Annotated in this window: 27 protein-coding genes and 1 tRNA gene; 14 read left to right on the forward strand and 14 right to left on the reverse strand. The window is 56.7% G+C overall.

All coding sequences use genetic code 11. The features are described 5' to 3' along the window. Positions 1-362 precede the first annotated feature (362 nt). The 3 genes from BQ8290_RS02065 (at position 363) to BQ8290_RS02075 (ending at position 4,961) form a co-directional block, all read left to right on the forward strand. Positions 363-1,895 carry an oligosaccharide flippase family protein gene (locus BQ8290_RS02065; RefSeq protein WP_108787198.1) on the forward strand — a complete coding sequence of 511 codons (1,533 nt, stop codon included), beginning with the start codon at positions 363-365 and terminating at the stop codon, positions 1,893-1,895. A 134-nt stretch (positions 1,896-2,029) separates the two neighbouring features. Then, a complete protein-coding gene (locus tag BQ8290_RS02070; RefSeq protein WP_108787200.1) occupies positions 2,030-3,040 on the forward strand; it encodes an aspartyl protease family protein in 1,011 nt (336 codons plus the stop codon). Positions 3,041-3,125: 85 nt separating this feature from the next. Beyond that, positions 3,126-4,961, forward strand: a complete 1,836-nt coding sequence (locus BQ8290_RS02075) for an ABC transporter transmembrane domain-containing protein (protein ID WP_108791761.1) — start codon at positions 3,126-3,128, stop codon at positions 4,959-4,961. A gap of 19 nt (positions 4,962-4,980) precedes the next feature. On the opposite strand, the gene BQ8290_RS02080 is transcribed toward BQ8290_RS02075, so the two are convergent. The 5 genes from BQ8290_RS02080 to BQ8290_RS02100 form a co-directional block, all read right to left on the reverse strand. After that, positions 4,981-7,848 carry an insulinase family protein gene (locus BQ8290_RS02080; protein ID WP_108787202.1) on the reverse strand — a complete coding sequence of 956 codons (2,868 nt, stop codon included), beginning with the start codon at positions 7,846-7,848 and terminating at the stop codon, positions 4,981-4,983. Between the two features lie 110 nt (positions 7,849-7,958). After that, positions 7,959-8,354 carry an ACT domain-containing protein gene (locus BQ8290_RS02085; protein ID WP_108787204.1) on the reverse strand — a complete coding sequence of 132 codons (396 nt, stop codon included), beginning with the start codon at positions 8,352-8,354 and terminating at the stop codon, positions 7,959-7,961. Beyond that, positions 8,355-9,671, reverse strand: coding sequence for an ATP-dependent protease ATPase subunit HslU (gene hslU / locus BQ8290_RS02090; RefSeq protein WP_108787206.1), 1,317 nt, complete (start codon positions 9,669-9,671; stop codon positions 8,355-8,357). Positions 9,672-9,688: 17 nt separating this feature from the next. Next, entirely contained in the window at positions 9,689-10,261 is a 573-nt protein-coding gene (gene hslV, locus BQ8290_RS02095) for an ATP-dependent protease subunit HslV (protein ID WP_108787208.1), read from the reverse strand. A 68-nt stretch (positions 10,262-10,329) separates the two neighbouring features. Beyond that, positions 10,330-10,767, reverse strand: coding sequence for an outer membrane protein assembly factor BamE (locus tag BQ8290_RS02100; protein ID WP_443112332.1), 438 nt, complete (start codon positions 10,765-10,767; stop codon positions 10,330-10,332). A gap of 265 nt (positions 10,768-11,032) precedes the next feature. On the opposite strand from BQ8290_RS02100, the gene BQ8290_RS02105 reads away from it, so the two are divergent. From BQ8290_RS02105 to BQ8290_RS02115, 3 genes are all read left to right on the forward strand, one after another. Then, positions 11,033-11,560, forward strand: coding sequence for a ubiquinol-cytochrome C chaperone family protein (locus BQ8290_RS02105; RefSeq protein WP_108787212.1), 528 nt, complete (start codon positions 11,033-11,035; stop codon positions 11,558-11,560). Continuing rightward, entirely contained in the window at positions 11,554-12,114 is a 561-nt protein-coding gene (locus tag BQ8290_RS02110; RefSeq protein WP_108787214.1) for a YceD family protein, read from the forward strand. The genes BQ8290_RS02105 and BQ8290_RS02110 overlap by 7 nt, the downstream gene beginning before the upstream one ends. A gap of 72 nt (positions 12,115-12,186) precedes the next feature. Then, positions 12,187-12,882, forward strand: a complete 696-nt coding sequence (locus tag BQ8290_RS02115) for a hypothetical protein (protein ID WP_108787216.1) — start codon at positions 12,187-12,189, stop codon at positions 12,880-12,882. A 107-nt stretch (positions 12,883-12,989) separates the two neighbouring features. Here BQ8290_RS02115 and ssb read toward each other — a convergent pair whose 3' ends face one another. The 3 genes from ssb to BQ8290_RS02130 form a co-directional block, all read right to left on the reverse strand. Continuing rightward, entirely contained in the window at positions 12,990-13,526 is a 537-nt protein-coding gene (gene ssb / locus BQ8290_RS02120; protein WP_108791763.1) for a single-stranded DNA-binding protein, read from the reverse strand. A gap of 128 nt (positions 13,527-13,654) precedes the next feature. Beyond that, the gene (locus BQ8290_RS02125; protein WP_108787218.1) at positions 13,655-14,344 is read right to left on the reverse strand and encodes a COQ9 family protein; all 690 of its coding nucleotides are present in this window, start codon (positions 14,342-14,344) and stop codon (positions 13,655-13,657) included. A gap of 1 nt (position 14,345) precedes the next feature. Continuing rightward, positions 14,346-14,990 (reverse strand): ankyrin repeat domain-containing protein, encoded by a 645-nt coding sequence (locus BQ8290_RS02130; RefSeq protein ID WP_337660917.1) that lies wholly within the window; start codon positions 14,988-14,990, stop codon positions 14,346-14,348. 86 nt (positions 14,991-15,076) lie between these two features. Here BQ8290_RS02130 and BQ8290_RS02135 point away from each other — a divergent pair, with 86 nt between their 5' ends. The 7 genes from BQ8290_RS02135 (at position 15,077) to BQ8290_RS02165 (ending at position 19,806) form a co-directional block, all read left to right on the forward strand. Next, complete coding sequence (locus BQ8290_RS02135; RefSeq protein ID WP_108787222.1) at positions 15,077-15,688, forward strand: SCO family protein; 612 nt, start codon at positions 15,077-15,079, stop codon at positions 15,686-15,688. Between the two features lies 1 nt (position 15,689). Beyond that, entirely contained in the window at positions 15,690-16,187 is a 498-nt protein-coding gene (locus BQ8290_RS02140; RefSeq protein WP_108787224.1) for a YcgN family cysteine cluster protein, read from the forward strand. Beyond that, the gene (locus BQ8290_RS02145) at positions 16,184-16,918 is read left to right on the forward strand and encodes a YgjP-like metallopeptidase domain-containing protein (protein ID WP_108787226.1); all 735 of its coding nucleotides are present in this window, start codon (positions 16,184-16,186) and stop codon (positions 16,916-16,918) included. Before BQ8290_RS02140 ends, BQ8290_RS02145 begins: the two co-directional genes overlap by 4 nt. Positions 16,919-17,035: 117 nt before the next feature. Then, positions 17,036-17,584, forward strand: a complete 549-nt coding sequence (locus BQ8290_RS02150) for a DUF4402 domain-containing protein (protein ID WP_337660918.1) — start codon at positions 17,036-17,038, stop codon at positions 17,582-17,584. Between the two features lie 69 nt (positions 17,585-17,653). After that, the gene (locus tag BQ8290_RS02155; RefSeq protein WP_337660919.1) at positions 17,654-18,181 is read left to right on the forward strand and encodes a hypothetical protein; all 528 of its coding nucleotides are present in this window, start codon (positions 17,654-17,656) and stop codon (positions 18,179-18,181) included. 29 nt (positions 18,182-18,210) lie between these two features. Next, positions 18,211-19,161, forward strand: a complete 951-nt coding sequence (gene ribD, locus BQ8290_RS02160) for a bifunctional diaminohydroxyphosphoribosylaminopyrimidine deaminase/5-amino-6-(5-phosphoribosylamino)uracil reductase RibD (protein WP_337660920.1) — start codon at positions 18,211-18,213, stop codon at positions 19,159-19,161. A gap of 21 nt (positions 19,162-19,182) precedes the next feature. Then, the gene (locus tag BQ8290_RS02165) at positions 19,183-19,806 is read left to right on the forward strand and encodes a riboflavin synthase (RefSeq protein WP_108787232.1); all 624 of its coding nucleotides are present in this window, start codon (positions 19,183-19,185) and stop codon (positions 19,804-19,806) included. A 78-nt stretch (positions 19,807-19,884) separates the two neighbouring features. On the opposite strand, the gene BQ8290_RS02170 is transcribed toward BQ8290_RS02165, so the two are convergent. The 3 genes from BQ8290_RS02170 to BQ8290_RS02180 all read right to left on the reverse strand — a co-directional run bounded on the left by BQ8290_RS02170 (position 19,885) and on the right by BQ8290_RS02180 (position 23,589). Next, positions 19,885-20,823, reverse strand: a complete 939-nt coding sequence (locus BQ8290_RS02170; protein ID WP_337660921.1) for an OmpA family protein — start codon at positions 20,821-20,823, stop codon at positions 19,885-19,887. Positions 20,824-21,268: 445 nt separating this feature from the next. Next, positions 21,269-22,456 carry an aromatic amino acid transaminase gene (locus BQ8290_RS02175; RefSeq protein WP_108787234.1) on the reverse strand — a complete coding sequence of 396 codons (1,188 nt, stop codon included), beginning with the start codon at positions 22,454-22,456 and terminating at the stop codon, positions 21,269-21,271. A 182-nt stretch (positions 22,457-22,638) separates the two neighbouring features. Then, positions 22,639-23,589, reverse strand: a complete 951-nt coding sequence (locus BQ8290_RS02180) for a DUF1134 domain-containing protein (RefSeq protein WP_108787236.1) — start codon at positions 23,587-23,589, stop codon at positions 22,639-22,641. Between the two features lie 338 nt (positions 23,590-23,927). Here BQ8290_RS02180 and BQ8290_RS02185 point away from each other — a divergent pair. Next, positions 23,928-24,018: transfer RNA gene (locus tag BQ8290_RS02185), tRNA-Ser, on the forward strand. A gap of 99 nt (positions 24,019-24,117) precedes the next feature. Here the strand turns inward: BQ8290_RS02185 and BQ8290_RS02190 are convergent. The 3 genes from BQ8290_RS02190 to BQ8290_RS02200 all read right to left on the reverse strand — a co-directional run bounded on the left by BQ8290_RS02190 (position 24,118) and on the right by BQ8290_RS02200 (position 26,346). Further along, the gene (locus tag BQ8290_RS02190) at positions 24,118-24,588 is read right to left on the reverse strand and encodes a hypothetical protein (RefSeq protein ID WP_108787238.1); all 471 of its coding nucleotides are present in this window, start codon (positions 24,586-24,588) and stop codon (positions 24,118-24,120) included. Positions 24,589-24,591: 3 nt separating this feature from the next. Continuing rightward, positions 24,592-25,014 (reverse strand): hypothetical protein, encoded by a 423-nt coding sequence (locus tag BQ8290_RS02195; protein WP_108791767.1) that lies wholly within the window; start codon positions 25,012-25,014, stop codon positions 24,592-24,594. A gap of 333 nt (positions 25,015-25,347) precedes the next feature. After that, positions 25,348-26,346 (reverse strand): LysR substrate-binding domain-containing protein, encoded by a 999-nt coding sequence (locus BQ8290_RS02200; RefSeq protein WP_337660922.1) that lies wholly within the window; start codon positions 26,344-26,346, stop codon positions 25,348-25,350. Positions 26,347-26,379: the final 33 nt, after the last annotated feature.

Below are 26,379 nucleotides of genomic sequence, written 5' to 3' on the forward strand. Positions count from 1 at the left end.
CTACCAGACACAAATGGCGGACAGCAATGGTTTCCCCGATTTACACCGGGGGACCGGCTATCCGTTTATGTTGGCGACCGATCGTTGCGAAGGCGGTAGAAGCCGTCTGCGCCGCGTCGGTGGAGCTCATCTAGGCGGGGTCTGAGATTCGGTCAACGCCTTTTTGCAATAATATTTCAAAAAAGCGCATTTTTCCCAGAATTCCGCGGGTTTCAGAGCCCCGGTATCCTGTTGAAATGGGGTCTGTGCGGTGATTTTCAAGCGATAAGGCTGGTTTGGGTCGCGGTTTGGCCTCTGATTCACGTCTGAATCGGTGAATCAATTGGGCCATTTCTTCACTTTTGACGTCTATCGGCCTCTTTATGGACCAAGCCGCCACCTCATCCGAATCAGATTCGGCCTTTGCACCGCATAAAGACGGGGCAGAGGCGCACGATGATTCGAACTTTGCGACACGCGTGCGTTCGGCAGTCGCGTGGCGGTGGGGCGCACAAGTGGCGGCCCAGATCATCACATGGACCTCCACCTTTCTAGTGGTGCGTTTGCTGGACCCGTCTGACTACGGCTTGTTTGCGATGAGCCAGGTGGTCGTCACCGCCCTCGCCTTCCTTAATGGTCAGAGTTTCGCCACCTCTATAGTGCAGACCGATCATTTGGATGATCGGCGCGTCGGTCAGGTTTTCGGAATGCTGCTCTTGGCCAATGGTATCTTGGCCTGCATCCAATTCGCCTTTGCTCCCTATGCAGCCGCATATTTCGAAGAACCCATCGTCGCCGATATGTTGCGCGTCCAGGCAGCGATCTTTTTGACGATCCCATTCATCGCGATGCCATCGGAATGGTTGGCGCGCCAATTGGAGTTCCGCAAGCAAGGCAAGGTCAACATGTTCAGCGCGCTCGTCGGGGCAATGACGGCGCTGGTGCTGGCATGGCTCGGTTGGGGTGTATGGGCCTTGATCTATTCCGGCCTGTCGATTTTTGTCACGCGCGCCATCGGATTGATGATCGCCGCACGGCTTTGGATACGCCCCATCTTTAACCCCGCCGGCGCATGGGACCTATTTACGTATGGCGGGACCCTGACTTTGTGCCAGTTGTTCTGGATCATCCAAAGCCAAGCCGACGTTGTGATCGCCGGTCGCTTGATGACGACTTACGATCTGGGTCTCTATACTCAGGCGCTGTTCCTCGCACTGATAGTGACTGGTCGGTTTATCCCGCCCATCAACGAAGTCGCGCTCGCGGCGTATTCCGAATTGCACAGAGCGAAGAAACCGTTGGGGCCCTACTTCCTAAAAACGGTCCGATTGGTCATGATGGTTAGCGCGCCTGCATATATAGGCCTCGCGCTGACCAGCGAACCGGCGATCCTTGTCTTGATGGGAGAGAAGTGGACCGGGTTAATCCCGATCCTGTCCGGCCTTGCTATAGTGATGCCCGCTTTTGCGCTGCAATTGATCTGTTCTCCGGTGACCAACGCCATGGGCAGAACAAAAGTCTATCTCTTTACCGCGATTAGCGGCGCAATCATTTTTCCATGCGTCTTCCTTTGGGGAGTAACCGCAGGCCCAATGGGCTTGGTTTATGCGTGGTGGATTGCCGCGCCCGCTTTGTGCGCCGTCACGTTGGCGGTTACATTGCCGCGCATTGGCGTTTCACCAATCGCATTGATTGGTGCCGTTATCCCAATCGCGTTGGCCTGTGCAGCAATGGCCGCGGCGGTTACGTTGGCGCAACGCTTGTTAGAATTGGAAAGCCCCCTCTTCGCTCTTCTATCCTATGCGGCCATTGGCGCCTCGGTATACGGAGCCACGTTCTGGTTCGGATATCGCAGTATCGTTCGGGAGACTTGGGCGATGCTCCGAAACAAAGATACGACAAGCGTCGCCGCATAACATCATCGTTAAGACGCTGCACCGTAAGAGCTGTGCCAGTAGGCGAGCGTGTTTTTGGAGAACCCCCGCTTCTCTGATACCTTCCCCATACAAACGCAGAACCCCTATCTGCGAAATTGTGATGGGATGAGACTATGACATATCTATGGGCGTTGCCCGCAATCACAGCCAGCCTGATTGGATCCAGCGCGGCAACCACCGCTGTTGAACCGCCCGCCGTTCCCCAATCACCCGCCACCGAAGCGATCACCGAAGCGATTGCGCCTAGTCTGACCGATCCAACAACCGAGATCCTCGACCTCGACAGCGACCGCAACAATCGGTTCACCGTCCCCGTAATGATTGAAGGTGCCGGGCCGTTCGATTTCATGATCGACACCGGCAGCCAAGCGACCGCGGTTACGCACCAGATCAATGAAGGTCTTCAATTGACCCCATTCGGAACCGCCACTTTGGTCGGCATGGCCAGCCGCCGCGCGGTCGATGTGGTCGAAGTCGACACGATGACTTTCGGCAGCCACACGGTCCGCGACCTAATCTCGCCCGTGTTGGATCGCCAGCATGTGGGTGCGGATGGCATCTTGGGATTGGATAGCCTTCAAGATTTCCGCGTCCTTATTGATTTTCGCGACGACACAATCGCCCTGCAAGAAGTTTCCGACATCCGCAATTACCGAAGAGGCTTCGAAATCATCGTGCGCGCACGACAGGAATTGGGCCAGTTGTTGATCACAGATGCTATGGTCGAAGGGGTTCGTGCGACCGTTATCATCGATACTGGGGCGCAAGGCAGTCTCGGCAATCTCGCCTTGCAAAACCGCATCCGCACACAACGCGCACAAGAGGTCACGACGACCGATGTGAACGGCGTTTCTATTGTGGGCGAAATGTCGTTTGTTCGCTCGCTCACTATCGAAGGGCTTCAACTGACCAATGTGCCATTGGCGTTCGCCGATGCACCGGCATTCGAAGCGTTGGGATTGAGCGACCGACCGGTTCTGGCTCTTGGTATGCAACATTTGAAGATGTTTGATCGGGTCGCGATCGATTTTTCGCGCAACCGGATCTTGTTTGACGTGCCTCGCAATGTTGCGCGCGAAATGCGTCGCAACCGGATCCGAGGTATTCAAGCGCCGATCAACTGATCCCTGCTTTAAACGTATCAAAGATTAGACGAACCGGGGTCCTCACCTTGTCGTAAGGCAATGGGAGGCCCACATGGGCGTCGCAATGCCGCCCGATACCGCCTCTTCCGATCGCCCCTCCGCACCCGAAGGGGAAAGCTGGAAAACGCTGCGGCGTTTCCTGCCCTATCTATGGCCAAGCGATAATGTCGAATTGCGGGTGCGCATCGCCATCGCAATGACATTGGTGCTGTGCGCAAAGGGTGTCACATTGGCATTACCTTTTGCGTATAAGGGTGCGGTCAACGCGATGGAGGGCAGCGGCGCCGCGGCAGAAATCGCGGCGGGTGCCCAGGTCGCAATGGCACTTGTCGCTGCATATGTGTTGGGCCGGTTCACATCTTTGATGTTCGACAATTTGCGCAATGTCGCATTTGAACGGGTCGGGCAAATGGCCACGTTGTCATTGGCCCAAGACGTCTTCCATCGACTGCACCGTCTATCCCTGCGCTTTCACCTCAATCGTCGCACAGGCGAAGTTACGAAGATTATCGAACGCGGGACAAAGAGCATCGATTCCATGCTCTATTTTCTGCTGTTCAACATCGCGCCGACGGCGATCGAATTGATTGCTGTAGCGGTCATCTTCTACCTGAATTTTGGGTGGGAGCTGGTCGCCGCGACTTCGGTGACGGTTGTTGCCTATATCGCGATCACCCGCTGGATAACCGAATGGCGCACTAAATTGCGCCGGGAAATGAACGATCTCGACGGCCAGGCTCTGCACCGTGCCGTGGATTCCCTTTTGAACTTTGAGACGGTCAAATATTTCGGCGCGGAGCAACGCGAAGAAGATCGCTATGCCGGCGCCGCACGTGCCTATGCCCAAGCGGCGGTGAAATCGGAAAACTCGCTCGCCTTGCTCAATGTGGTTCAAGCCGGAATTACCAACGCCTTGATGGCGGGCGCAATGGCCTATTCGGTTTGGGGATGGAGCAAAGGGGAGCTTACGGTTGGCGATCTGGTTTTCGTGAACACGTACCTCATGCAACTCTTCCGGCCTCTCGATCTATTGGGCTGGGTTTACCGGACCATCCGCCAAGGATTGGTCGACATGGCCGAAATGTTCCGATTGATGGACACCGCAGTCGAAGTGGAAGACGCGCCGGGCGCCCCCGCATTGGCCGTGCAGGAACCATCCCTGCGTTTTGACAATGTGACGTTCGGCTATGAAGACGAACGCACAATCTTAAACGGCCTAAGCTTTGAAGTTCCGGCCGGATCCACACTGGCGATTGTTGGCCCCTCCGGCGCTGGCAAAAGCACGATAGGCCGGTTGCTATTCCGGTTTTACGATCCGCAAGGCGGCAGGATCTTGATCGATGGTCAGGATATTGCCGCCACACAACAAGACAGCGTGCGCGCGGCAATCGGCATTGTCCCGCAAGACAGCGTCTTGTTCAACGACACGCTCGCATACAACATTGCCTATGGCGCAGAAGGCACCGATCAATCTGTGGTTGAGCAGGCCGCGCGCGATGCCGCCCTAATGCCGTTGATCGATCGTCTACCGGACCGGTTCGACACCACCGTCGGAGAACGTGGATTGAAACTATCAGGCGGAGAGAAACAACGCGTCGCCATTGCACGGACGCTGGTTAAGAACCCGCCGATTTTGTTGTTGGACGAAGCGACCAGCGCGTTGGACACCCGGACCGAGCAAGAGATCCTAGGCACGCTCAAACGATTGGCCAAAGGGCGGACAACAATTGCCATCGCACACAGGCTTTCGACGATCGCGGATGCTGATCGGATCATTGTGTTGGATGGTGGGAAACTCGCAGAAAGCGGTACCCATGCCAGCCTGTTGGAAGCGCGTGGCCTCTATGCCGAAATGTGGTCGCAACAGGCGAACGAGAACGTGGAAGAGGCAGCGGAATAGCCGCCGCCCCTTCTCCGCATCATTCCTCAACCGCGCTTGGCTCTTCCGGTTTTCTAAGGGTAGCTGAGGTCAGATCCAATTGATCGCCGGAGATCACTTCAATGTTGTCACGCACCGCCGAAAGATCGTCGAGAAACTGTGAAGCATCGCCGACAATGACAATCGTGGCCGCATCGGGATCAACATATTCGCGGGCCGCTGCGGTTGCCGCTTGGGCATCGACCGCAGCCAATCGCGCTGCAAATCGCGCGGCTTCCTCAGCCGGCAATCCTTGTTGCAGCAAGGTCGCTACGATCCGGTTGAAACCACCGCTCGTCTCCAACGCCCGGGCATGGGCACCGCTGAGATAGAGCCTGCGGCGCTGTAGGAGATCTTCGCTCAATTCTTCCGATCCAAGTCGGTCAAACTCATCAAGGAATATCTGCGCCACTTCATCCGCTGTGTCGTTCTTGGTCTGCGCGCTGGCGGTTAGGATCGAGGTGTCTCGGCGATCGGCAAAACCGGAATAGGCACCGTAGGACAAAGACCGCTTGGTCCGGATTTCTTCGAACAAACGCCCGCTGGATCCGCCACCCAAAACGCTGTTGGCCAATTCTAAAGGGAAAAAGTCTGCATCGGTCCGCGATGGCGCGCGAACGGCCGCGACAACCGCAGCCTGTCCCGCATCAGGCAAATCGACAACGATGGTGCGCACCGGTTGCGGCGCACCCGCCGCTTCCTCGGGAAGAGGGCCAGCCCGGAGAAGAGTGCTCCAATCGCCAAACATCGCTTCGGCTCGGGCGATCGCTACGTCTGGGGCAATGCCACCGCTGATAACAATCTTCATCCGATCAGGATGGAAATATCGCTGACGATGTTCGAGCAGATGGTTGCGGGTGATCACCGACAGGCTTTCATCCGTGCCGTTTGGCTGTGTGCCGTAGGGCGCATCGCCGTACATCGCGACCCGCGCGACATAGCGTGACAGACCGCCGGGTTCCTGCATTTGCACGCGCAACCCATCCAAAGCGCGTGCGCGTTCCAACTCAAATTCCTCGGTTGGATAAATTGCGCCTTTGACGATTTCCGCCGCCAATGCTCCGGCTTCCGCAAGGTTTGCAACCGGCGCGGTCAGGCTAAAGCTTGTACCGTCGCTCCCCGCGCCGCCGCCAAAGCTCGCTCCCAAGCTTTCAAAACCTGCAGCAATCTCGCTTGCATCCATTCCATGAATGCCGCGATCAGCCAAGCTCGCAGCCATTTGCGCGACACCGGCCAATTCACGCGGGTCGGTTTTACTGCCCCCGGGCATCAGCATCGAAATCGTCGCAATAGGAACGTCCCCGGTCTGCACCGCCACCACTTCGATTCCGTTGGACAAAGTCGCCTCAACAATCTGAGGCGCCATCACCGCTGGGCTCTCACCAGGTGGAGGGGGCGCCATGCGCTGCCCTTCGGGTCGGACTTCACGAATAACACCAACCGCTGGTGGCAATGTCCGAAATTCCGGCATTGGAGTGGGATTGGCATAAGTCGCCGCGTCATCCTCTCCCGCAGTGTAGGTGACGGTCACACGTTTTTGTGGGTCCAGATAAAACGCTGCCACGCGCAAGACGTCATCGGCGGTCACCGCGTTGATGGCGGCCAACCGCATATCGGCGGCGTCAGGGTTGCCGGTGGACACCAATGCCTCGCCCAATTCGAATGCGCGCCCACGCGCGGTTTCCCGACGACGAAGGGTGCTGGCTATGATTTCGTTCTTGGCCTCTGCCAATTCCGCAGCGGTTACGAATTCGGAGCGGATTCGCTCCAACTCCGCGTCCAATGTGGCGGAAGCGGTGTCCATCTGGCCCGGTCCACGAACAATGGCGTAGACCTGAAATGCCCCCGCTTCGCGAAAGCTGGAAACGCCTGATGCGACTTCCACCGCTTGCCCTGTACGGACCAGGGCGTTGTTCAATCGGCTGTTGTCACCCCGATCCAAAATGGAATCGAGCACCTGCAACGCGGCGGCATCGGGATGTGTCGCCGGTACGCCTTTCCACACGCCGCCAACCACAGGCAATGGCACGCTGGGCGCGGTCGCGTTGACAGTGCGCGGTCCGGTCACTTCGGGTTCACGGGTTTCGATGGTCAAATCAATTGGATTTGCCCGGCGCGGAATATCGCCAAAATATTGATCCACCAACGCGCGCAAATTGGCCATGTCGAAATTGCCCGCGACGATCAAGGATGCGGTGTCCGGCCCATAATACGCTTCGTAAAATGCGCGTGCATCATCCAACGTCGCATTGTCGAGATCTTCGATTGATCCAATGCCCGGCCGACGATGCGGCATCACGTCATATGCATTTTCTGGCAAAACAAATCGTTGTAGCCTGCCATATGGCGGTGCAAGCACCCGCTGGCGCAGCTCTTCCTTGACGACATTGCGCTCGGTCTCGAACACTTCATCATCAACGACCACGTTGGCCATCCGTTCGCGATGGGTCCACAACATCGTTTCGAGATAAGCGGCGGGGACCTGTTCGAAATAGTTGGTCCGATCGACCCAATTCGATGCGTTGCGCGTGCCCCCGATATCCGCCGTAAGCCCATAGATCATATTGTAGGGCATGTTTTCGGTTTTGCGGCTCAGGATATGTTCGAACAAATGCGCAAAACCGCTGCGCCCTTCAGGATCCAGCTTCGATCCAATGTCATACCAAAGCGATGTCGTGACGGTGCTGGTCGTGTCGTCTTGAATCGCGATCACCCGCAACCCGTTGTCGAGTGTCCACATCGTGTATTCGATTTCGGGCACGCTCAAAGGCGCTGCATCGGTTGCTTCGGAATGCGCTTCGGCGAATGCCGGCGCCGCCAATGCCAGGCCGGTTGCAGCGGCGCTGGCGAGCAAGAATGTGCGGATCATGTAGAGGGCCCCATTTTATAAAACGAATGGAGCTTTAAAGCGCGCCGCCGCGCACGTTTCAACCGGCAATTCCATCCTATGGCCCATCCTATCTGCTGAACGATCGAAAATTATCGACGCGCGTCGAGGCTAAGGCGTTTAAGGAGCTCCAACGCGTCTTCGCGCCTATCCCATGGAACAAACAAATGATCGTGGTGCAATCCAGCGATCACATTGCATGCGATTCCCGACGTGGCGAGCGTGGTCGACACCGCCGCAGTCAACCCAACCCCTTCGAGATCGGAATGCACTTGCAAAGTGATCTGTGCGAATTGGGGCGCATCCGTCGGAGCGGCTTGGGCAGGTAAAATGCAGCTTACACCCTCCGCCTCTCGGATAACGGCGAACGCGGTGTCGGGAATAAATGCCGGGTCCGAAATCGCATGAAAAGCCCAAACCCTATCGGACAGGACGGGGTCCATGCCTAACAACATGGCTTTTAGATCGCTGACGGAGCCAGACTTCATTTAGAGGATGTACTTCGACAGATCGGTGTTGCCCGCCAAATCACCCAACCGATCGCGCACATAAACGGCATCAATCGTGATCGTTTCGCCGCCATGATCCTCGGCTTCGAAGCTGATTTCTTCGAGCAGCTTTTCCATCACAGTCTGAAGCCGTCGGGCGCCGATATTTTCAACACCTTCATTCACGCGCGCAGCAATGCTTGCCACTTCCTCTACCGCGTCGTCTTTGATGTCGAGCGTCACGTTCTCTGTCGCAATTAGAGCGCGATATTGTTCAACCAGATTGGCGCGTGTTTCGGAGAGAATCCGCACGAAATCCTCCTGCGTCAACGCACGCAATTCCACGCGAATTGGCAAACGCCCCTGCAATTCGGGGAGCATATCAGACGGTTTGGAAAGGTGAAACGCACCCGATCCAATGAACAGGACATGGTCTGTTTTCATGGGGCCGTATTTGGTCGAAACCGTGGTCCCTTCGATCAAGGGGAGCAGGTCGCGCTGAACGCCTTCGCGGCTAACACTGCCGCCGCGCACATCGGAAACAGCGATCTTATCAATTTCATCAAGGAAAACGATGCCGTTAGTTTCCGCATTCGAAAGAGCGACGCGTGCTACGTCTTCGTCGTCGAGACGTTTGTCCGCCTCTTCATCGACCAATTTATCCCACGCTTCGGGCACGCGCAGTTTTTGTTTTTTGCTTTTCGCTTTGCCGAATGCCTTGCCCATCATGTCAGACAAGTCGATCATCTGCATATTGCCGCCCATGTTACCCATATCAAATGGCACATTGGGCGAATCCGAAACCTCGATTTCGACTTCAACTTCATTCATCGCGTTTTGCACGATCCGTTCGCGGAAACTGGCGCGGGTCGCTTCGGATGCGCTGTCACCACACAATGCGTTGAGCAGACGCTCCATCGCCGCCTCGGACGCGGTTTCGCGGACTGCCTCACGCCGACGCTCTTTTTCCAACCGGATCGCCTCTTCGACGAGGTCACGCGCGATTTGTTCTACGTCGCGGCCAACATATCCCACTTCTGTGAATTTGGTCGCTTCGATTTTGACAAACGGTGCCTCGGCCAATTTCGCAAGACGGCGACTAATCTCTGTCTTGCCGCAACCGGTAGGGCCAATCATCAAGATGTTCTTTGGCGTCACCTCATCGCGCAAATCCGCGCCGAGGCGTTGACGCCGCCACCGATTGCGCAAGGCGACGGCGACCGCGCGTTTTGCATCCTTTTGGCCGATAATGTGATCATCAAGAGCCGCGACGATTTGCTTCGGCGTCAGCGCATTGGGAGTGGAGGTATCAGTCATGGTGTCTTTCGAAATATTCAAACGGTTTCAACGGTCAGATTGCCGTTGGTGAAGACACAGATGTCGGCAGCAACGGCCATAGCCTTGCGCGCAATCTGCTCTGCGTCTTCTTCGTAATCGGACAATGCTCGTGCTGCGGCGAGCGCGTAATTCCCGCCCGATCCGATCGCGGCAATGCCGCCTTCCGGCTCAAGGACATCGCCATTTCCGGTAAGGACCAACAAACATTCATCGTCGGCCACGATCATCAAAGCTTCGAGATTGCGTAGATATTTATCCGTGCGCCAATCCTTGGCCAATTCCACCGATGCACGCAGCAATTGTCCGGAATATTGCTCCAACTTCCGCTCCAAACGCTCAAACAATGTGAACGCATCGGCGGTCGCGCCTGCGAAACCTGCGATGACTTTGCCGCCATCGCCGATCCGGCGTACCTTACGGGCATTGGGTTTCATCACGGTGTTGCCCATCGACACCTGACCATCGCCCGCGATCACCGTCTGATCGCCGCGCTTCACGCCAATAATTGTGGTGCCGTGCCACTGGATTAGACCGTGGCTCGAATGGGAGGTGGAATGTGCGTCTGTCATGCCCTGCGATATGGGCGTTCAATCAAAGGGATCAAGTTTATCCAACCGCCCTAAGACTAAGTCCGCCTTTATGGACCGCCCGGCCCTGCGCCCGGTCCGCCTGCTCCGACCTGACCGATATTGCCGAACAGATCTTCGAGGAAGCTACGCTCACGGCCCAAAGTCGGCGTCATGTCGCCATCGGGCTGAAGATACGTTACTTCATCGATACCGGAGCGATCAACCGATGCGACATTGCCCGCAGCATCAAAACGAACCGCCAAAACGGAGTGCGAATCAATACGCGGGCGCACAAACGGACGACGGCCCGTAGTGCTGGAAATGTAATACCAAGTGGGATTGCCGTATTGGCTGGCAAATGTTGGCCGTCCCAATGTACCTTCGACCGAACGGATATTGTCGATCCCCGGTTGGACCGAGCGCGTCAAAACGGGATCGTTGATAAATCCGCGCGATTCGCGGATCGAAGAACACGCACCCAATGCGATTACAACGCATCCAAGCACCGCCGCTCTGACGTATTTGCGAGATACACCGCTATTTGCCAAACCGTTCAATCCCATTTTGTCGACCAATTCCCGTTACATTGTATGTCTTGTCGCGCGCGCTGCGCAGCTTATATCTCAACCGCCTTACGGCGTGTCGCAGGGCCTTGCAACGCCGGTCCTTCCACGCGTAACCCAAAGCGGTGTATTGGGAACTGCGATTAATCCTGTGAATTGTCGATGAATGCGGCGTGGTCGCCAAAAATGTTCTTTCAGAAAGCCCTTTATGTCGTTTCTCTCCCGCCTCTTAGGCACCGCCCCTGACCCACGCGAAGCGGTGCGACCGCTTTGGCACCGTGTCGTCGAATTGGCGCGTGAACCGTCATTTTACGCCGATTGCAACGTATCGGACACCGTTGGTGGGCGGTTTGATTTGATCACGGCGGTGTTGTGCACGGTGATGGTGCGGGTCGAAGCCAGTGAAAAACGGGCTCAAAGCGCGCTATTGGCGGAACTGTTTGTTGAAGACATGGACGGACAATTGCGCGAATTCGGCGTCAACGATGTTGTCGTGGGCAAACGTATCGGCAAATTGATGAGCGTTTTGGGCGGCCGGCTCGGCGCGTATCGGGGAGCATTGGTCGACAAAGATCGCGACAAATTGATCGCAGCGGTATCGCGCAATGTCACTTTCAGCGAAGGCACCGATGATGCAATCGCAGCGCCAAAGGTTGCAGATAAATTGCTCGCCTTGTCTGAACGTCTCGCCGGTTTTGATGACGAAAAAGTTTTGAAAGCGAACGAGATATGGTGAGCGAACCAAGCCTCTCCCCCGAATTTTCGCCGGAATTATCCAGACGAATTAAAGTCAAAGGGCTTCCCGGCGACACAGTCGTCGTCGAAGCGGATGCAGATGAGCGTGCCGCCTTGGCCGCGCGTTTTGCCCTGCCCAGCGTTGATCAATTGCGCGCAGAAGTTGCCCTGGAACAGCGTGGCTCTTCTATTCGCGCAACCGGGACATTGCGCGCCGCGGTTCTTCAAACCTGCGCCATTTCGGGCGAGGATTTCCCAGTGACCGTCAATGAAGCGCTGGACCTCCGCTTTATTGAGGAAGGTGCCGTGGATCCCGCCCATACCGAGGATGGAGAGATCGAGGTTGAGTTGGACGCAGAGGATTGCGACGAAATCGATTATTCCGGCGACGCCTTTGATTTGGGAGAAGCGGTTGCTCAGACATTGGGCCTAGCCATCGATCCCTTTGCCGAAGGTCCAGAAGCCGACGCCGCGCGCAAAAAGGCCGGGATTGTCGGCGAAGGCGAACAAGACGGTCCGATGGCTGAAATGCTCAAGGGGCTAACTAAAAGCTGACATCCGGCCCCACCTTGCACTCATGCCATCGCCCTGTCAGTTTGATGGGCGAGTCAATTGGGGTGGGGTACAATGACGATTAACGCGCGCTCGGAGAGCTTTTTCTTCTACATTACGCTGTTGATGATAGCGCTGATCTTTGCCGGCTTCGGCTCGGCCGCAATGTTCCTGGATCAATTCATCTATCCCCCAAGCCCCATGCTAATTGCCCATGGGGTGATCATGCTGGGATGGTACGGTCTAACGGCATACCAAGCCCGCTTGATCCGCGGCTCACGGTTCAAGCTCCACAAACAGCTGGGAGCATCGAGCGTCGCTTTGACCTTGTTCATGCTCATCACCGGCTATTTTGTGACAAAGGGGATGATCGTCAATCCTGCATCGTCGATCGCGGGTCTTTCCCCAGCTGGGTCGACGATTTTCCCGACAATGGATTTGATCGGTTTTGCGCTTTTCTACATTCTGGCGCTCGCAAACCGCAAGAATGCGTCGGCGCATAAGCGCCTCGTAGTCTTAGCAGGCGTGATGATGCTTGCTCCGGCCTCGGCCCGATTGGGCCTTACCATTGGCATTGAACCCTTGGCGGGCGTTGTCGCCATTGCCTTCCCAATAATCTTCCTGATCTATGATTGGCGCTCACTCGGCCGACTTCATTGGGCTAGCATTTTGGCGGTTGTGGTGGGGTTTGGCGGAACGGCGATCCGGATGCTTGTTGGGCCAACACAAGAATGGCAACGCGTCGCCGAAACCCTTTATCTGACGACGTGAATAACCTTGGGGAGCAATCCCACGAGCGCCAAGAGCACCCTTCAAACAATTCGGCCCCGCAAGTTTCCCTGCGAGGCCGATTTGATTTCTTGGTCAACCGTGTCTGATCAAAACGGGATGTCGTCATCCAAATCATCGTGACCGCCGCCACCAAATCCGCCGCCCGAACCGCCACCATTACCGCTGCCTGAGCCGCCGCCGCCTTGGTTCCAGCCGCCGCCACCCCCGCCTTGGCCGCCGCCTTGATTGCCGCCGCCATAACCACCGGAGCCGCCGCCACCGCCGCCTTCGCCGCGACCGTCGAGCATAGTAAGCGTCCCACCGAGACCTTGGATTACCACTTCGGTGGAGTAGCGATCATTGCCGCTTTGATCTTGCCATTTGCGGGTCTGCAGTTTGCCTTCGACAAAGACTTTGCTGCCCTTTTTTAGGTAGCGTTCGACAACATTGACGAGCCCATCAGAGAAAATCGCAACCGTGTGCCATTCGGTTTTCTCGCGGCGTTCACCGGTGTTCTTATCTTTCCAATTTTCGCTGGTCGCGATGCGCAGATTGGCAACGCGGCCACCATTTTGGAACGAGCGGATTTCAGGATCCGCCCCAAGATTGCCGATCAACATGACCTTATTAAGCGAGCCCGCCATGAACCATTCCTTCCGGTAAAAAATGCGCAGCGCCATGCCCGCGCGAATCTGTTGAACCCGGTGATAGGACAGCGCGAAGCGCAGAGCGAGAAGCCCTGTGGCTTTTTACACCTTTGAATTGGGGGTAATTACCGCGAGGGGTAGCGCAAACGCCCAAGGAACCGCGTCAGGCTGGGCATTTCCCGCTCTCCGCTGGTCAACTGATGTTTGAATTTCTCAAACTTCATCACACCATCAATACGCCGGCCAAGGAATTCGTGGCTCTTTGCCTTCCCTTCGCTGTCATCATTGACGAAAACCGCGAGCGTTGCGGAATAGATCCCAGCCAAAATCGCGCGTTTGGTATAATGATTGTAATCGGTCGCCGTGTCGCCGGCCAACCGCCACATAATATCTGCCGAGCGCCAACCAAGATGCATGGAACGTGAGGCGTTTTGCGGCATAGCCATAATCGCCATTGCACGGCGCACCGCTTCATCAATGTGTTCCACAGCATCCAACCGGAACGCAACCAGCACGCGAATTCGTTCACGAATCTTTAGTTCAGCGAGGCGTTCTTGCGGCCATTCCGCTTCCATCGCCATGTCGACCGATGTGATCCACGCTTCAATCATATCCATGGCGCGGCTGGCCCCCAACCCGCCATCGGGAAAGGCAAGTTTCGCAATGTCTGGATCCGCGCCTGCCATTTCGGCCGCCGCGATCAACGCGGTTTCATTCCAACCGTCAAAAATTGCCGATGCCGCAATATCAGGAGCCAACGCAATGCGCAGCTCATCCAATGTCATATCAGCGAAATCTGGGGTTGTGTCGGTCATATTAGAAAGAGGGCCCGTATTGCTCTTGCGTTCCAGAACCTTGGCGCGCGGCGTCGGCTTCTTCGAATTCGCGCACCATCAATGAATTGCCGCTCATCAATCCGAGATAGTCGCGCGCCGACCGGCCCGAATTGTCGTTGCGATCAGGGTCGGCCCCCTCGCTCAACAATTGCCGGATCAATGCAACATTGCGTTGATGGACCGCCGCAATCAAAGGCGTTTCGCCCTGACTATCGGCCACATTGACCATCGCGCCCTTTTTCAAAAGCTCTTCGACCCCTTCGATGAAACCCATCCGGGTTGCCAGTTGGAGCGGCGTAACGCCCTCGTTGTTGCGGATGTTTGGATTGGCACCGCGTTGCAGCAGGAACCGAACCCACAATGTATCGCGCCGCGCGGTTACAACATGCAAACCGGTGTCGCCGGTCGTGATGTCGCGCGTGTTGACGATCTGTGTGCCGGGCACATTCAACATCTCGGTCGCGACGTCGCCATCGCGGTCTTTAATCGCTTCGAGGAATTCGTAGCCTTCGGAATACAATTGTGCCGCAGCGGGAGAGATCGCAGCAAATGCAAACAGCGACGCAAAGACCGCACTGGTAACGCCAGAATTCGCCCCTAATTTGCGGATGAGATTTAACGCCACGCTTTGAACCTTTCGGATTTCCTGCCACATACAATCGCGGCCCCCATTAGATAGGGTCCCCTTTGCAAGGACGCAATTAGCAGACCATGAACATCCGCGCCATTCCAAAGCCTTTCCTCACCCTTTTTGCTCTTCCTGCCGCGATGTTGGCGTCGGGTTGCGGCACCGGAAACGACTATCCCGTCGAACCGCCGCTTGAAGGGGCTACAATCGGCGGTGAATTTGAATTGTCGAACAGCGCGGGCGAACCTGTCCGCTGGGCCGACTTTGATGGGCAATATCGAATTGTCTATTTCGGGTTTGCCTATTGCCCCGACATTTGCCCCACAGACATGCAACGCATGGCGCAAGGATTGAACACTTTCGCAGAAAGTGAGCCAGAATTGGCAGCCAAGATCCAACCGATCTTCATCACCATCGATCCTGAACGCGATACAGGCGAAGTTCTAGAACAATTCACCAGCGCATTTTCGGATCGCATCATTGGCCTGCGCGGAACTAAGGAGCAAACCGAAGCCGCTGCCAAAACATTCGCGGTTGCCTATTCCCGCGGTGAAGACACGCCGGGAGGCGGGTATCTGATGAACCACTCCACCATCGTCTACCTCTTCGATCCAGAAGGGAAACCGCTTGCGACGCTGCCCACCGATCAGGGTGCCGATGCAGTCGCCGCGGAACTCGACCTTTGGGTCCGTTGATGTGAGCGAATTGCGGGATCAGTTTTGGGAGATGCCCCTCGCCTCGCTCACCCGCGCTGAATGGGAGGGGTTGTGCGATGGGTGTGGCCGATGTTGCCTGCACAAAATCGAAGACGCCGACACCGGCGCCATCGCCGACACCAATGTGGCGTGCAAATTGCTGGATTGTGAAACGGCGCAATGTTCCGATTATCGCAACCGCAAGGCGTTCGTGCCCGATTGCCTTCGGTTGACGCTGGCGATCGTGGAGGACGTGCCTTGGTTACCGACCACTTGCGCCTATCGGCGTAGAGCCGAAGGACGATCCCTGCCCAGTTGGCATTATTTGATCAGCGGCGATCGTGAAGCGGTTAAGCGCGCCGGAGTTTCGGTTGCGGGGCGTGTCATCAGCGAAGTGGATGCAGGACCATTAGAACATCACATCATCGAATGGGCCTCACCCAACGTCGCTGCGAATGCCCCTGTTGGTTTTGCCGTGGACGAGGAGGCCGGTGAGTGATCGACTGGCTCAAACGATCCACTTTTGAAAAAGACGCCGATCCCCAGATAGAACTGAACGGGGTGCCCACTTCGATTGTTTTGCGCCGACATGCGACCGCAAAACGCATGACTTTGCGCTTAGCCCCCGATGGCAGTGAAGTCCGCATCACTTTACCGCGATGGGCCCGCACTGATGAAGCCGTTGCTTTTGCCAATGCTCGGCACGAATGGTTGACCACCCAACACGCCAAAATTCCCCAACGCCAAATCTTGGGCCCGGACAGCGAGATTTTCTATCGCGGCGAAACTCGGCGGGTCGATTGGGAAGAGGCCGCGCCGCGTCAGCCGGTCTTAGCCGGCAACACCATACGATTGGGCGGCGCGCTGGCCGGGCTTGAAACCCGACTAAAACGTTGGATGGAGCGTGAGGCGCTCGCTTTGTTTGAGATCGACATGGTCGACTACACGGCCAACGCGTCCTTATCCCCTGTGCCGGTCGCCCTATCGCGAGCGCAGAAACGATGGGGTTCCTGTTCAGAAAAAAGCCGCATTCGGCTGAATTGGCGATTGGTTCAGGCGCCTGATTTCGTCCGGCGGTCGGTCGTCGCTCACGAAGTCGCGCATTTGATCCATTTCGATCACAGCCCGGCCTTTTATGCGTTGTTGGGTGCCATTTACGAAGACGATTTGAAGACTGCCGACCGTTGGCTGAAAGAAAAAGGGCGGACCCTTTACACCAGTTTCGGTTGAAGCCTGCGCGCGGCAAACAGTGGCAACCAAACAACGCGTAGGCTTTCATTAACCCTATCCGGTTAACTTGCGGTCATGTTTCGGGCGATCCCTCTTGCTCTGATGGCGTTAGCCTTCATGATTCCCGCTCTTACCGGGGTGGGTGCAGAGCTGCGCGCGCAAGGCAATTGCCCGAATTGCGATTTACCCCCGGGATGCCGTGGCAACGGGAATGGTAACGGAAACGGCAACGGCAACGGAAACGGAAATCAAAACCGCAACTGCCAACGGCTCGAAATCACCATCGAAAGCGACATAGACTTTGGGCGCGTGGTCCTGCTGGGAGATGGCGAGGCGCGCATTATTCTCGATCTCGACAGCGGGCAAAAATACCTTGTTGGTGACGTTGATGATTTGGGTGGAATGCCCATCACAGGTCGCGCAATGATCACCGGCGCACCGTTTGAACAAATCGTAGTCGATCTTCCCAATGAGGTTGCAATGCGCGATCCAACCGGTGGCAACGCCCGCATCCGAGACTTTGTCAGCGATTTGGAAGGGTTCCCAACGCTCGATTCCAATGGCCAGCTTGAGTTTAACTTCTCGGGCACTTTGGTGATCGATGCTGAAACCCATGCGAGTGGGAATTTGCGTGGCCGCGTGCCGATCAGCGTGGAATACCCCTAAACCAAGCAAATTGATTTTGGCCAAAGCGCCCTCTGGTGTTGCGGGCGCGCACCCCTTATATCCCAAAACATGCTTGCAAATTCGCGCTTCAATCCCGCACCGGGCATTATGGATTTTTGGAATGAATTCCGAAAGCCAAACCCCTATCGCCTTCCGATCCTGATTGCGTCGGCGGCGCCTTTTGCGTTGATTTTTTACGCGCTGGGATGGGAGACATTTTATGTCGACCCCGCGCGTCCCCAAATCGATTACATTACGACATTTGATCCCGATCGCACCGACGAAGAGATCATCGCATCGAACATTGAAAATCAGGAAGTGAAAGACCTTCGCGAAGAACGCGATGCCGAACTCGCTCAGCGCAAACGGGACTTATACAAAGCACTGGGCGCGGCCGCAGGCATGGATGTCGAGGAAATTGAACGGCGCGCCGACGCAGAACGCGCCGCAGAAGAAGCCGCCGCATTGGAACGCCGCAATGAAATCTTTGGAAGCGAAGGCGTTGGCGAAGGTGAGGGCGAAGGTGGTGCTGCAGAAGCAAACGCTGACCCTGCACAGCCTGTGCAACCACCCCCAAGCGAAGGCCCCTCTCAATAACTGCCCATCTGCCCGGTGACGCAGATTGGATGGCGGCTACCATCCGCCTATCCGCGCGTGCACACCCCTTGTCCCGCCCCAACCCCGGTGTTGCCGCGATGTTGGTAAAGGATGGGCGCGTTCTTGGGCGCGGTTGGACCCAGACAGGGGGGCGACCTCATGCCGAGGCAATGGCTTTGGCAGGAATTACCTCTGAACAAGCCAACGGTGCCACTCTTTATGTGACGTTGGAGCCGTGCGCTCATCAATCCGACCGTGGCCAGGCCTGCACCGATTTGGTTGCCTCCATAAGACCATCGCGCGTTGTGATAGGACAGCTCGATCCCGATCCACGCACGGCGGGCAAAGGCGTCCATGGGTTAAAGAAAGCGGGCATTTCGGTCGCTGTTTTGAATGACGAAAGCGCGCGCGAAAGTTTGGGTGGATATTTCTCCCGCGCCAATTTTGGCCGGCCGCGCGTCACGCTGAAACTGGCGACGAGCTTGGATGGGTGTATCGCCTTGGCCGATGGCACCAGCGAATGGATCACAGGCGAAGTCGCCCGCGCCCATGTCCATGCCCAACGTGCACGTCACGACGCGATCCTTGTCGGCGGTGCGACATGGCGCAGCGACAAGCCCAGATTAACTGTTCGTCTCCCGGGGTTGGAGGATCGCAGTCCTAGCCGGATCTTGTTGTCACGCGGCGTGCCGCCCGATGGGGTTCGTGTTATCAATCGGCCCGCTCAAATCGCGGATCTTGATGGCGTTCTGACCTTGTATGTAGAGGGTGGTGCCGGTGCCGCAGCGAGCTTTTTGAAAGAGGATTTGATCGACGAGATCCACTTGTACCGCGCACCGATCGTGATCGGTGATGGGATGCGCAGCCTAGGGGATATTGGGCTATCCGAATTGGAAGGCGCGCATGGCCGCTGGATACAAACCGAAAGACGCCAACTTGGCAGCGATGACTTCAACGCCTATCTGCGCGATAGAAAATAGACCCCAAGAAAAGGTACCTGCATGTTCACCGGGATCGTAACCGCCATCGGCACAATCAAACACAGCGATCAGCGCGGCGATTTGCGGCTGCGCATTGCTGCACCCTTGGATGCGGCGCGCATCGATATTGGCGCATCCATTGCGTGTTCAGGGGTCTGTTTAACTGTCGTCGACAAAGGGACAGCCGAAGGCGAAGCTTGGTTTGATGTCGATGTTTCGGCGGAAAGCGTTAGCCGAACCCGCCCAGACATGTGGGCTCAAGGCGAGCGACTGAATATTGAACCGTCATTGCGGATGGGCGACGAATTGGGCGGCCACATTGTGACAGGCCACGTGGATTCCATTGGCGAAGTGGTTCTTTCCGAACGAAGCGGGGACAGTTGGAAAGTCGCTATTCGTGCGCGGGCCGAAATGGCGCCCTTCATCGCGGAGAAAGGATCCATCACGGTCGATGGCGTATCCTTGACGGTCAATGACGTGCGAGACAGGCCCGATGGCGCGTGCGACTTCTTGCTGAACATCATTCCCCATACCGGCGAAGTGACCACTTTGGGTCGATTGACCGAAGGCGCGAACGTCAATCTCGAGATTGATGTTCTGGCCCGCTATCTTAAGCGAATGCAGAGCCTAGCCGCCGCCAATTGAGCACCAGGGTCATGACCTGATACGAAAAAGGGCGAGCCACGCGGCCCGCCCTTTTTGCTGTGTCATGTGGATCGCGCCTTACAATCCATCGACGCTCTTGCTGACCAAGACATTCACAGCGACACGGCGATTTTGCGATTTACCGTATTCGGTTGTGTTGTCCGCCGCAGGGTCCGATGCCGCCATGCCGGTTGGGGTCAACATGCGATATGGGGCCCAACCGCATTGTTGTTGCAGGTAGTTTACCACGCTGGATGCGCGGGCTTCGCTCAACCGCTGGTTCACTTCCTGACTGCCCGTCGAATCGGTGTATCCCACGACCAGCAACAACGCGTTGTCGGTTCGCTCTGCTTGCGCTGCGGCGCGGCACAATTGATTGCGTGCGCTAGGCGAGAGATTGGACCGCCCGCTGTCAAAATAGACATTGGTTGTGCCACGGATATTGTATTGATCGATATCGCCAAAGCGACCGCGCAACGCTTGGGTTGCTTGCGCGTTTTCATCGATGGCCATCTCATTTTCGGCAAAACGTTGCGACGTACCGCTGCGGATCATGGTGGCCGTTTCAAGATTTTCGTCAGAGAAACGGACACGGCTGGCAACAAGGCCACCATCCCATTGGCGCGTGCGCACCTGAACAGGCAAACCATTCAATAGCGCGTCAGCGCCCAATGTGTCCCGACCAAGGCCCAGAAAGCCGCCGCGTGCGCGGATGCTAGTTTCGTCGGTGATCGTGACGATCGTGTTGGTGCCGTCGGCTGTGGTGACCTGAACCCGGTTGCCATTGCGTGCGGAGATAAATCCATCAAGCTCTGGTCCTTCTGCAAGGCCTTCCAATGCAGGTGGTTGAGGCGCGTATACGGTGGTCAAAACTTCGGCTTCTGTTGCGCCTTGGGCAGGCACAGGAACAGGCTGCGCCGAAACAGCCGCCGCCGGCACGGCCAGCAATGCCGCACAAATCAGCGCTCTTGATGACATTGTGGCAGTCATCATGGATGTGTTGGCTGTGAATTTCATAGTGGTACTCCTTCGACAGTTATCCGCCATATCTGCATATTTGTGCCACAATCGTGGCTCTAGGAGGCGTATCCCCTAGCCGCCTGTCGCAGATATAGCTTGCATAACCCCCTTTGAACTTAGGTTAATCGCCTATCCTCTCGGGTGCATTCAGTCGTGAATGAAAGCGATGTTCGCCCCTTCCTTGCGCGCAAATGAACAATCAAGAGGACAGGCCACATTGAACGGTTGGCAAGAGCGGGACATGCGATGAACGGAGAAATTCTCTGCAATTGAACCGGAGAAACTGGGGCGCACAGTTCATCACCCTGCGCATCACTTGACAATTCAATCGTGCGCGCACCGCATAGAACCGCAGATCGCAGCCGCGAAGCCGGCAACCGATGCGCACCGTTCAAGCCTCAGGTCAGGTTGGGCCGGTTCCCACGGTCACACCAAACCCAAATCAACCGGTAACGTCAGCAACCGCAGCGATGAATTTATCGATGTTGTCCATCGTGAGGCCCGCGACGTTGATCCGACCAGAGCCAGCCATATAAATTCCGTGATCTTTGCGCAATTGCACGACCTGCTCTTTCGAAACTGGCAGAACAGAGAATAGGCCATTTTGCTTACCCAGCGGAGCGAAATCGACACCACCGACCATGCCAGCTTCGCCCAGCCGGGCGCGGACTTGGCGCATACGGGTGCGCATTTGATCCAATTCATCAAGCCACATCGCGGTAAGATCCCCATCGCGAAGGATCAATCGGATCGCCGCAGCGCCATGATCGGGCGGCATCGACCAACTGGCACGGGCCAGTGCGTTTGCGTTTGAAAAGGCTTTCTCCAGCGTTTCACCGCCAGATGGGCCGTCATCGGCAAGAATATAAAACGCGCCCACACGGTCGCGATACATGCCAAAATTCTTGTCGCAGGAATACGCAACGAAAGCCTCTGGAACCTTGGCCAGTAGACTGCGAAATCCAGCGGCGTCCTCTTCCAGTCCGTCGCCCAACCCTTGATAAGCGGTGTCGATGATTGGAAAGATGCCGGTTTGCGCCACAGCGTCACCGATGGCCGCCCAATCATCGATGGAATAATCAATGCCAGTAGGGTTGTGACAGCACCCATGCAGCAAAACCGCTTCATTGGGCCCTGCACCGTTGATCGCAGCCAAAACCGCATCAAGATTGGCAGTTCCATCGGGGTTTGCGTGGTCGAATGGCGCCCATTCCAAACCGGTGTCGCCCAATATCTGTGCATGGTTCGGCCAACTTGGCGTGCCCATGTGCAACCGGGTGACGCCTGCTTTTTGCGCCAATGCAACTGCGAGGCGAACCGCCCCTGTTCCGCCGGGCGTTTGCATGCCAGCAATCCGGCCGCCCATCGTGGCGTCGCTGCCGAAGATATAAGGCATCAAAGCGTTGACGAACCCCATGTCGCCTTCGGGGCCAAGATAGCTTTTGCTTTCTTGCGTATCGACCAAACGTTGTTCGGCCGCTTTGATTGCGCCGAAAACCGGGGTCGCGCCTTGGCCAGTGCGATACACACCGACGCCAAGATCGATCGTATCGGGACGATCGTCGGCTGCATGGAGCTTGATCAGCGCAAGAAGCGCATCGGGCGATTGGGGGTCGAGTCGGTTAAGCATGCCGCATCCTCTGCCGTGAGAGCGCGCGACCTGCAACCATCTTTCGAGCAAATGCCCCTACGACACACATGATTTAGGCGATCCGACCGGGCAGCAAAAATTTAGCAGCCGTCGGACCGCAACATTTCCCTGCGTTGCCCCGTTCCATGCTTCTGCAGGTTAGGGGGCGATTATGCGCAACCTTAGAAGGGCAACCAGCGGTGCTTCTTAGAAAATCTCATATAGCCAGCGTTCACACCAAGCCGAAGTCCAGCGCCAACCCGAATTGGGATCAGGACCACGTCACCGCGCCGCATATAACTGGCGTGCAAACCGCCGACGAAATATGCCTGTCCCTCGCCCGCTGGATAGCGGCGGAAAATATCTTCGCTGTCGTAAAGATTGTAGACAAGAACAAAGGTGTTGCCCGCATTGGCGCCGGCATCAATTCCCAAAGATGGGCCAGTCCAATAGACTTTGCGTTGCCCTTCGATTTTGTGGTGCAAGGTTCCCGAACCGTAGCGCGCGCCAAAAATGAACGCGCCGCCGGCTTCGCGGCCGACGATGTATCCGTTGGGCTCGCCCTGTTCCCGCAATAGGTTTTCGATCATCCCGGCGAGGCCTTGAGCGCCTTTACCAAAGACACCTTCGGCTGCTCCGATCAAATCATCTTCGCCGTATGTATCCGGATTGACGGAGGCTACCTCCTCCGCCGATGCGGCGTCGTCCGCCGCCGTTTGCCCAACCTGTGACCCAGGATCAGCATACTGCGAGAATTCATCATCAAATCCAGCTTGACCGGCGATGGCAGTCGGATCGGCGATCGATCCGCTATCAACGGATGGAGTATCGACATTGGGGTCGGGCAAAGGCGGTGCCGTCCGAAGTGCGGGATTAACAAGATCGGCATCGATCGCCCCGCTTGCTTGTTCCTGCGCCGCGCTCTGGGCGGAATTCGCCGTTTCAGAGGCTGTGTCGAACGCCTCGTTCGGATCGAAACTGCCCACGTCCTGCGCACCCGCCGGGGCAAACGCCAACATCGCGGCGGCAACAATCGCCGCCCCGTTGCGCGACCAGCTGGACACACGGCGCACGATAGCGGGCACATTCCCTTCGTTAGGATTGCCGTCGGTTTGAGGTCTGGTCTTGCGCATTTTCACACCTTTCGCATCCGCGTTTCACACGTCTTAGCCGCACCCCTGCAGCAAGGAGCAGACTCCTTCGCAGTCTGTTCGACAATCACCACGCGGCGAACCGAATCGAAAACACGATGAGGCGTTCGCAGCGATGATCCGCATAAGGCGGCCAGGATTAAGCTGCGCTGGACAAAGGGGGATCCCGCTACGGCATGTATTCGGCACAACCGCTGCGTATTACGGGCAAGGCTCACCAAAAATGCACTCTGACTTCAATTGTTCGCTATTCCCCCCTTGCCGGTGAAAGCAAGCCCGCCTATAGCGCCCGCCTCGCAGCCGATAAGCGCAGCGCACGCGGAGACGTGGGTGAGTGGCTGAAACCAGTTCCCTGCTAAGGAACCATACCTACTACGGGTATCGAGGGTTCGAATCCCTCCGTCTCCGCCATCAACTTCAACAAAAACAACGTTTTGCCCCCGCACCGCGCGGTCAAACTTACGGCGTTCCCCAGTTCTACGATTGACGCAAAAAGGGGGTTGTTGGAAATTAGAGCGAATGCAGCTCGATGCCTGCCTCTGCAATCCGGTCAGGTGTCATTCGTGAACGATTGATCTTGTCGATATGTTTCTGCTCCGCGCGGGTGATGATGCAGACGCGGTATGTCGCCTTAATATGGGCAATCACATCTTCGTCGGTCATCGTCTCGATGCATTCGCAAAGGTCGCGAGCGTAGGCCCTCTGCGGCATCACATGTTCGAGCCACAGATCATCCCAATTGCCCTTCTCGCGTTCAATGTGAGCAGCCTTCGATATCTCGACGCGGGGTGACTTTCGAAGGTTTGACGGATGACTCACCTCAGGGAAGCACACGGCACGGCAGAGGATCTCAACGATACGTTCGACCGAGTGGATAGCGCCCCCATTATCGGTGAAGCCTGCGGCCAGCGCGTCGTTCCTCGCCTTGGCGAATGGACGCAAAGCCGCAAGCAGTTTGTCAGCGGTATACTTCTTGGCCATGACTCACTCGCTTTCGAGACGGTGCCAAGCGTCCTCAAATTTGTCGACCATGAAGTCGCGCGAGGGCAACCAATGCGAGCCGTCTGAGTTTTCGACCGCGAGGGCTTGCACCTCGTCAAGGTTGAGGATGAAGCAGCGCGGCTCATCGTCATTGGCGAACACGGTGATGATCCACCACTTCGAACGCAGCGAATCGAGAACGTCCGGCTTCTTGCTGGATCGCTTGCCTAGACTAACGTCATAACGTTTTGACAGCCCCTTGCTCTGCACCCCGAACATTATCGACTCATCATCGTTCGCGCAGAACAGGTCCGAGCCTTTCGCGTTGCGTGCTGTGGGCATGACATTCCAGCCCCGCCGTGAGAGCTGCCATGCCGCAAAATGCATGGCCGCATTGCCTGTCGCCTGTGATGATTTGACGTCCATCGAAAATTCCTTGTTGTGCCGCCCGTCAGGCGCTCGTGACGCGCTCGGGCGTATGTTGTGCATGATTACGCGCAATTGCGCACGTCGCCCCTCACGGGCGCTCAAAATCGAATACATGAGAGAAAACCGCTTGGACGATGTGATGGGCGGCTAGAGACTTCCTCGACTCAATTGCAGAAGTTGCTGCGAAGATCGTTCTGTCAGAATTGCGCCCCAATTTCGGACATTGGAGTGACCAATCGCGATGTCCGAAAGCAGTCACCCCAACCTTGCTCTTTAACGTCCGATTTTGGGGGTGAAAGCGGACCATCCCGCAACAAACTCGACAACATGCTACCCAAAGACCGGATTGGCGCGCAGGCGCTTGCTGGCAAAGTCAATGAAAGCGCGCACTTTGCTAGCCGTGATCCTCGTCCCGCCGTGGACGAGATGAACCTGCAGCGGTTCTTCCTCATAATCCTCCAGCACCATGCGCAAGCGGCCTTCGTTGACCTCGATCCCGACCTGATAAGACAGCACCCGCGTCAGTGCCCAGCCAGAGGCCGCGATGGCGATGGCCGTTGCGTTGTTGTTGCAGCGAACTCGTGGATGCACGCGGATCGTGGTCTTGTCTTTCTTGCCAAAGCGCCAATCGACGCTTGAGAAAGCCGAGGTCACCGCCACGATGCGGTGGCTTTTCAGATCCTCCGGCGTCCTTGGCACTCCATGTTCGCGCAGATAATCGGGCGAGCCAGCGACCACGCGGCGCACCGATCCGACCGTCACTGCCTTGAGCGAAGAATCGGGCATGCGGCCAATGCGCAGGGCAATATCGAAGCCTTCATCGACCATGTTGGTGACTCGGTCGAGCAGCACCAGTTGAACATCGACATCGGGGTATTGCGAGCAAAACTCGGTCACGATCGGCGCGATATAGAGCCGTCCGAACAGCACGGGCGCGGTGATCGACAGCGTGCCCACGGGCTCAGCCTGGTGGCCTGCCGCAAGCGCCTCGGCAGCGTCAATCTCGCCCAACAACCGCTCGCATTCGGGGGCATAGCGCTCTCCGGCTTCGGTCAGGCGCACGGTGCGGGTGGTGCGGATGAAAAGGTCCGCGCCAATGCTCTCCTCAAGCGCGGCGATGGTGCGGGTGATGGTGGCAGGACTGGCATTCAGCGCGCGTCCGGCGGCGGCAAAGCTCTGCCCACGGGCAACTTCAAGAAAGGTGCGCATGGCCTGAAGCTTGTCCATCTTGGGATTATTCCATTTTTCGAAATACTGATTTGAGTATTTGGCGCATTCTCCCGCCCAGCGCAATCGCCTATTTCCCAATCCGTCGGCAGCGACCGGCACTCATAACACTCTCTCCACTTTCCCTCACGAAAG

It is taken from the genome of Erythrobacter sp. Alg231-14, from assembly GCF_900149685.1.
GTDB lineage: Bacteria > Pseudomonadota > Alphaproteobacteria > Sphingomonadales > Sphingomonadaceae > Erythrobacter.

What these genes read in the sequence shown, in the direction of transcription:
- BQ8290_RS02065 (WP_108787198.1), top strand. Translation starts at nt 363, where the DNA reads ATGGACCAAGCCGCCACCTCATCCGAATCAGATTCGGCCTTTGCACCG.
- BQ8290_RS02070 (WP_108787200.1), top strand. Translation starts at nt 2,030, where the DNA reads ATGACATATCTATGGGCGTTGCCCGCAATCACAGCCAGCCTGATTGGA.
- BQ8290_RS02075 (WP_108791761.1), top strand. Translation starts at nt 3,126, where the DNA reads ATGCCGCCCGATACCGCCTCTTCCGATCGCCCCTCCGCACCCGAAGGG.
- BQ8290_RS02080 (WP_108787202.1), bottom strand. Translation starts at nt 7,848, where the DNA reads ATGATCCGCACATTCTTGCTCGCCAGCGCCGCTGCAACCGGCCTGGCA.
- BQ8290_RS02085 (WP_108787204.1), bottom strand. Translation starts at nt 8,354, where the DNA reads ATGAAGTCTGGCTCCGTCAGCGATCTAAAAGCCATGTTGTTAGGCATG.
- hslU (WP_108787206.1), bottom strand. Translation starts at nt 9,671, where the DNA reads ATGACTGATACCTCCACTCCCAATGCGCTGACGCCGAAGCAAATCGTC.
- hslV (WP_108787208.1), bottom strand. Translation starts at nt 10,261, where the DNA reads ATGACAGACGCACATTCCACCTCCCATTCGAGCCACGGTCTAATCCAG.
- BQ8290_RS02105 (WP_108787212.1), top strand. Translation starts at nt 11,033, where the DNA reads ATGTCGTTTCTCTCCCGCCTCTTAGGCACCGCCCCTGACCCACGCGAA.
- BQ8290_RS02110 (WP_108787214.1), top strand. Translation starts at nt 11,554, where the DNA reads ATGGTGAGCGAACCAAGCCTCTCCCCCGAATTTTCGCCGGAATTATCC.
- BQ8290_RS02115 (WP_108787216.1), top strand. Translation starts at nt 12,187, where the DNA reads ATGACGATTAACGCGCGCTCGGAGAGCTTTTTCTTCTACATTACGCTG.
- ssb (WP_108791763.1), bottom strand. Translation starts at nt 13,526, where the DNA reads ATGGCGGGCTCGCTTAATAAGGTCATGTTGATCGGCAATCTTGGGGCG.
- BQ8290_RS02125 (WP_108787218.1), bottom strand. Translation starts at nt 14,344, where the DNA reads ATGACCGACACAACCCCAGATTTCGCTGATATGACATTGGATGAGCTG.
- BQ8290_RS02135 (WP_108787222.1), top strand. Translation starts at nt 15,077, where the DNA reads ATGAACATCCGCGCCATTCCAAAGCCTTTCCTCACCCTTTTTGCTCTT.
- BQ8290_RS02150 (WP_337660918.1), top strand. Translation starts at nt 17,036, where the DNA reads ATGATTCCCGCTCTTACCGGGGTGGGTGCAGAGCTGCGCGCGCAAGGC.
- BQ8290_RS02155 (WP_337660919.1), top strand. Translation starts at nt 17,654, where the DNA reads ATGCTTGCAAATTCGCGCTTCAATCCCGCACCGGGCATTATGGATTTT.
- ribD (WP_337660920.1), top strand. Translation starts at nt 18,211, where the DNA reads ATGGCGGCTACCATCCGCCTATCCGCGCGTGCACACCCCTTGTCCCGC.
- BQ8290_RS02165 (WP_108787232.1), top strand. Translation starts at nt 19,183, where the DNA reads ATGTTCACCGGGATCGTAACCGCCATCGGCACAATCAAACACAGCGAT.
- BQ8290_RS02170 (WP_337660921.1), bottom strand. Translation starts at nt 20,823, where the DNA reads ATGAAATTCACAGCCAACACATCCATGATGACTGCCACAATGTCATCA.
- BQ8290_RS02175 (WP_108787234.1), bottom strand. Translation starts at nt 22,456, where the DNA reads ATGCTTAACCGACTCGACCCCCAATCGCCCGATGCGCTTCTTGCGCTG.
- BQ8290_RS02180 (WP_108787236.1), bottom strand. Translation starts at nt 23,589, where the DNA reads ATGCGCAAGACCAGACCTCAAACCGACGGCAATCCTAACGAAGGGAAT.
- BQ8290_RS02190 (WP_108787238.1), bottom strand. Translation starts at nt 24,588, where the DNA reads ATGGCCAAGAAGTATACCGCTGACAAACTGCTTGCGGCTTTGCGTCCA.
- BQ8290_RS02195 (WP_108791767.1), bottom strand. Translation starts at nt 25,014, where the DNA reads ATGGACGTCAAATCATCACAGGCGACAGGCAATGCGGCCATGCATTTT.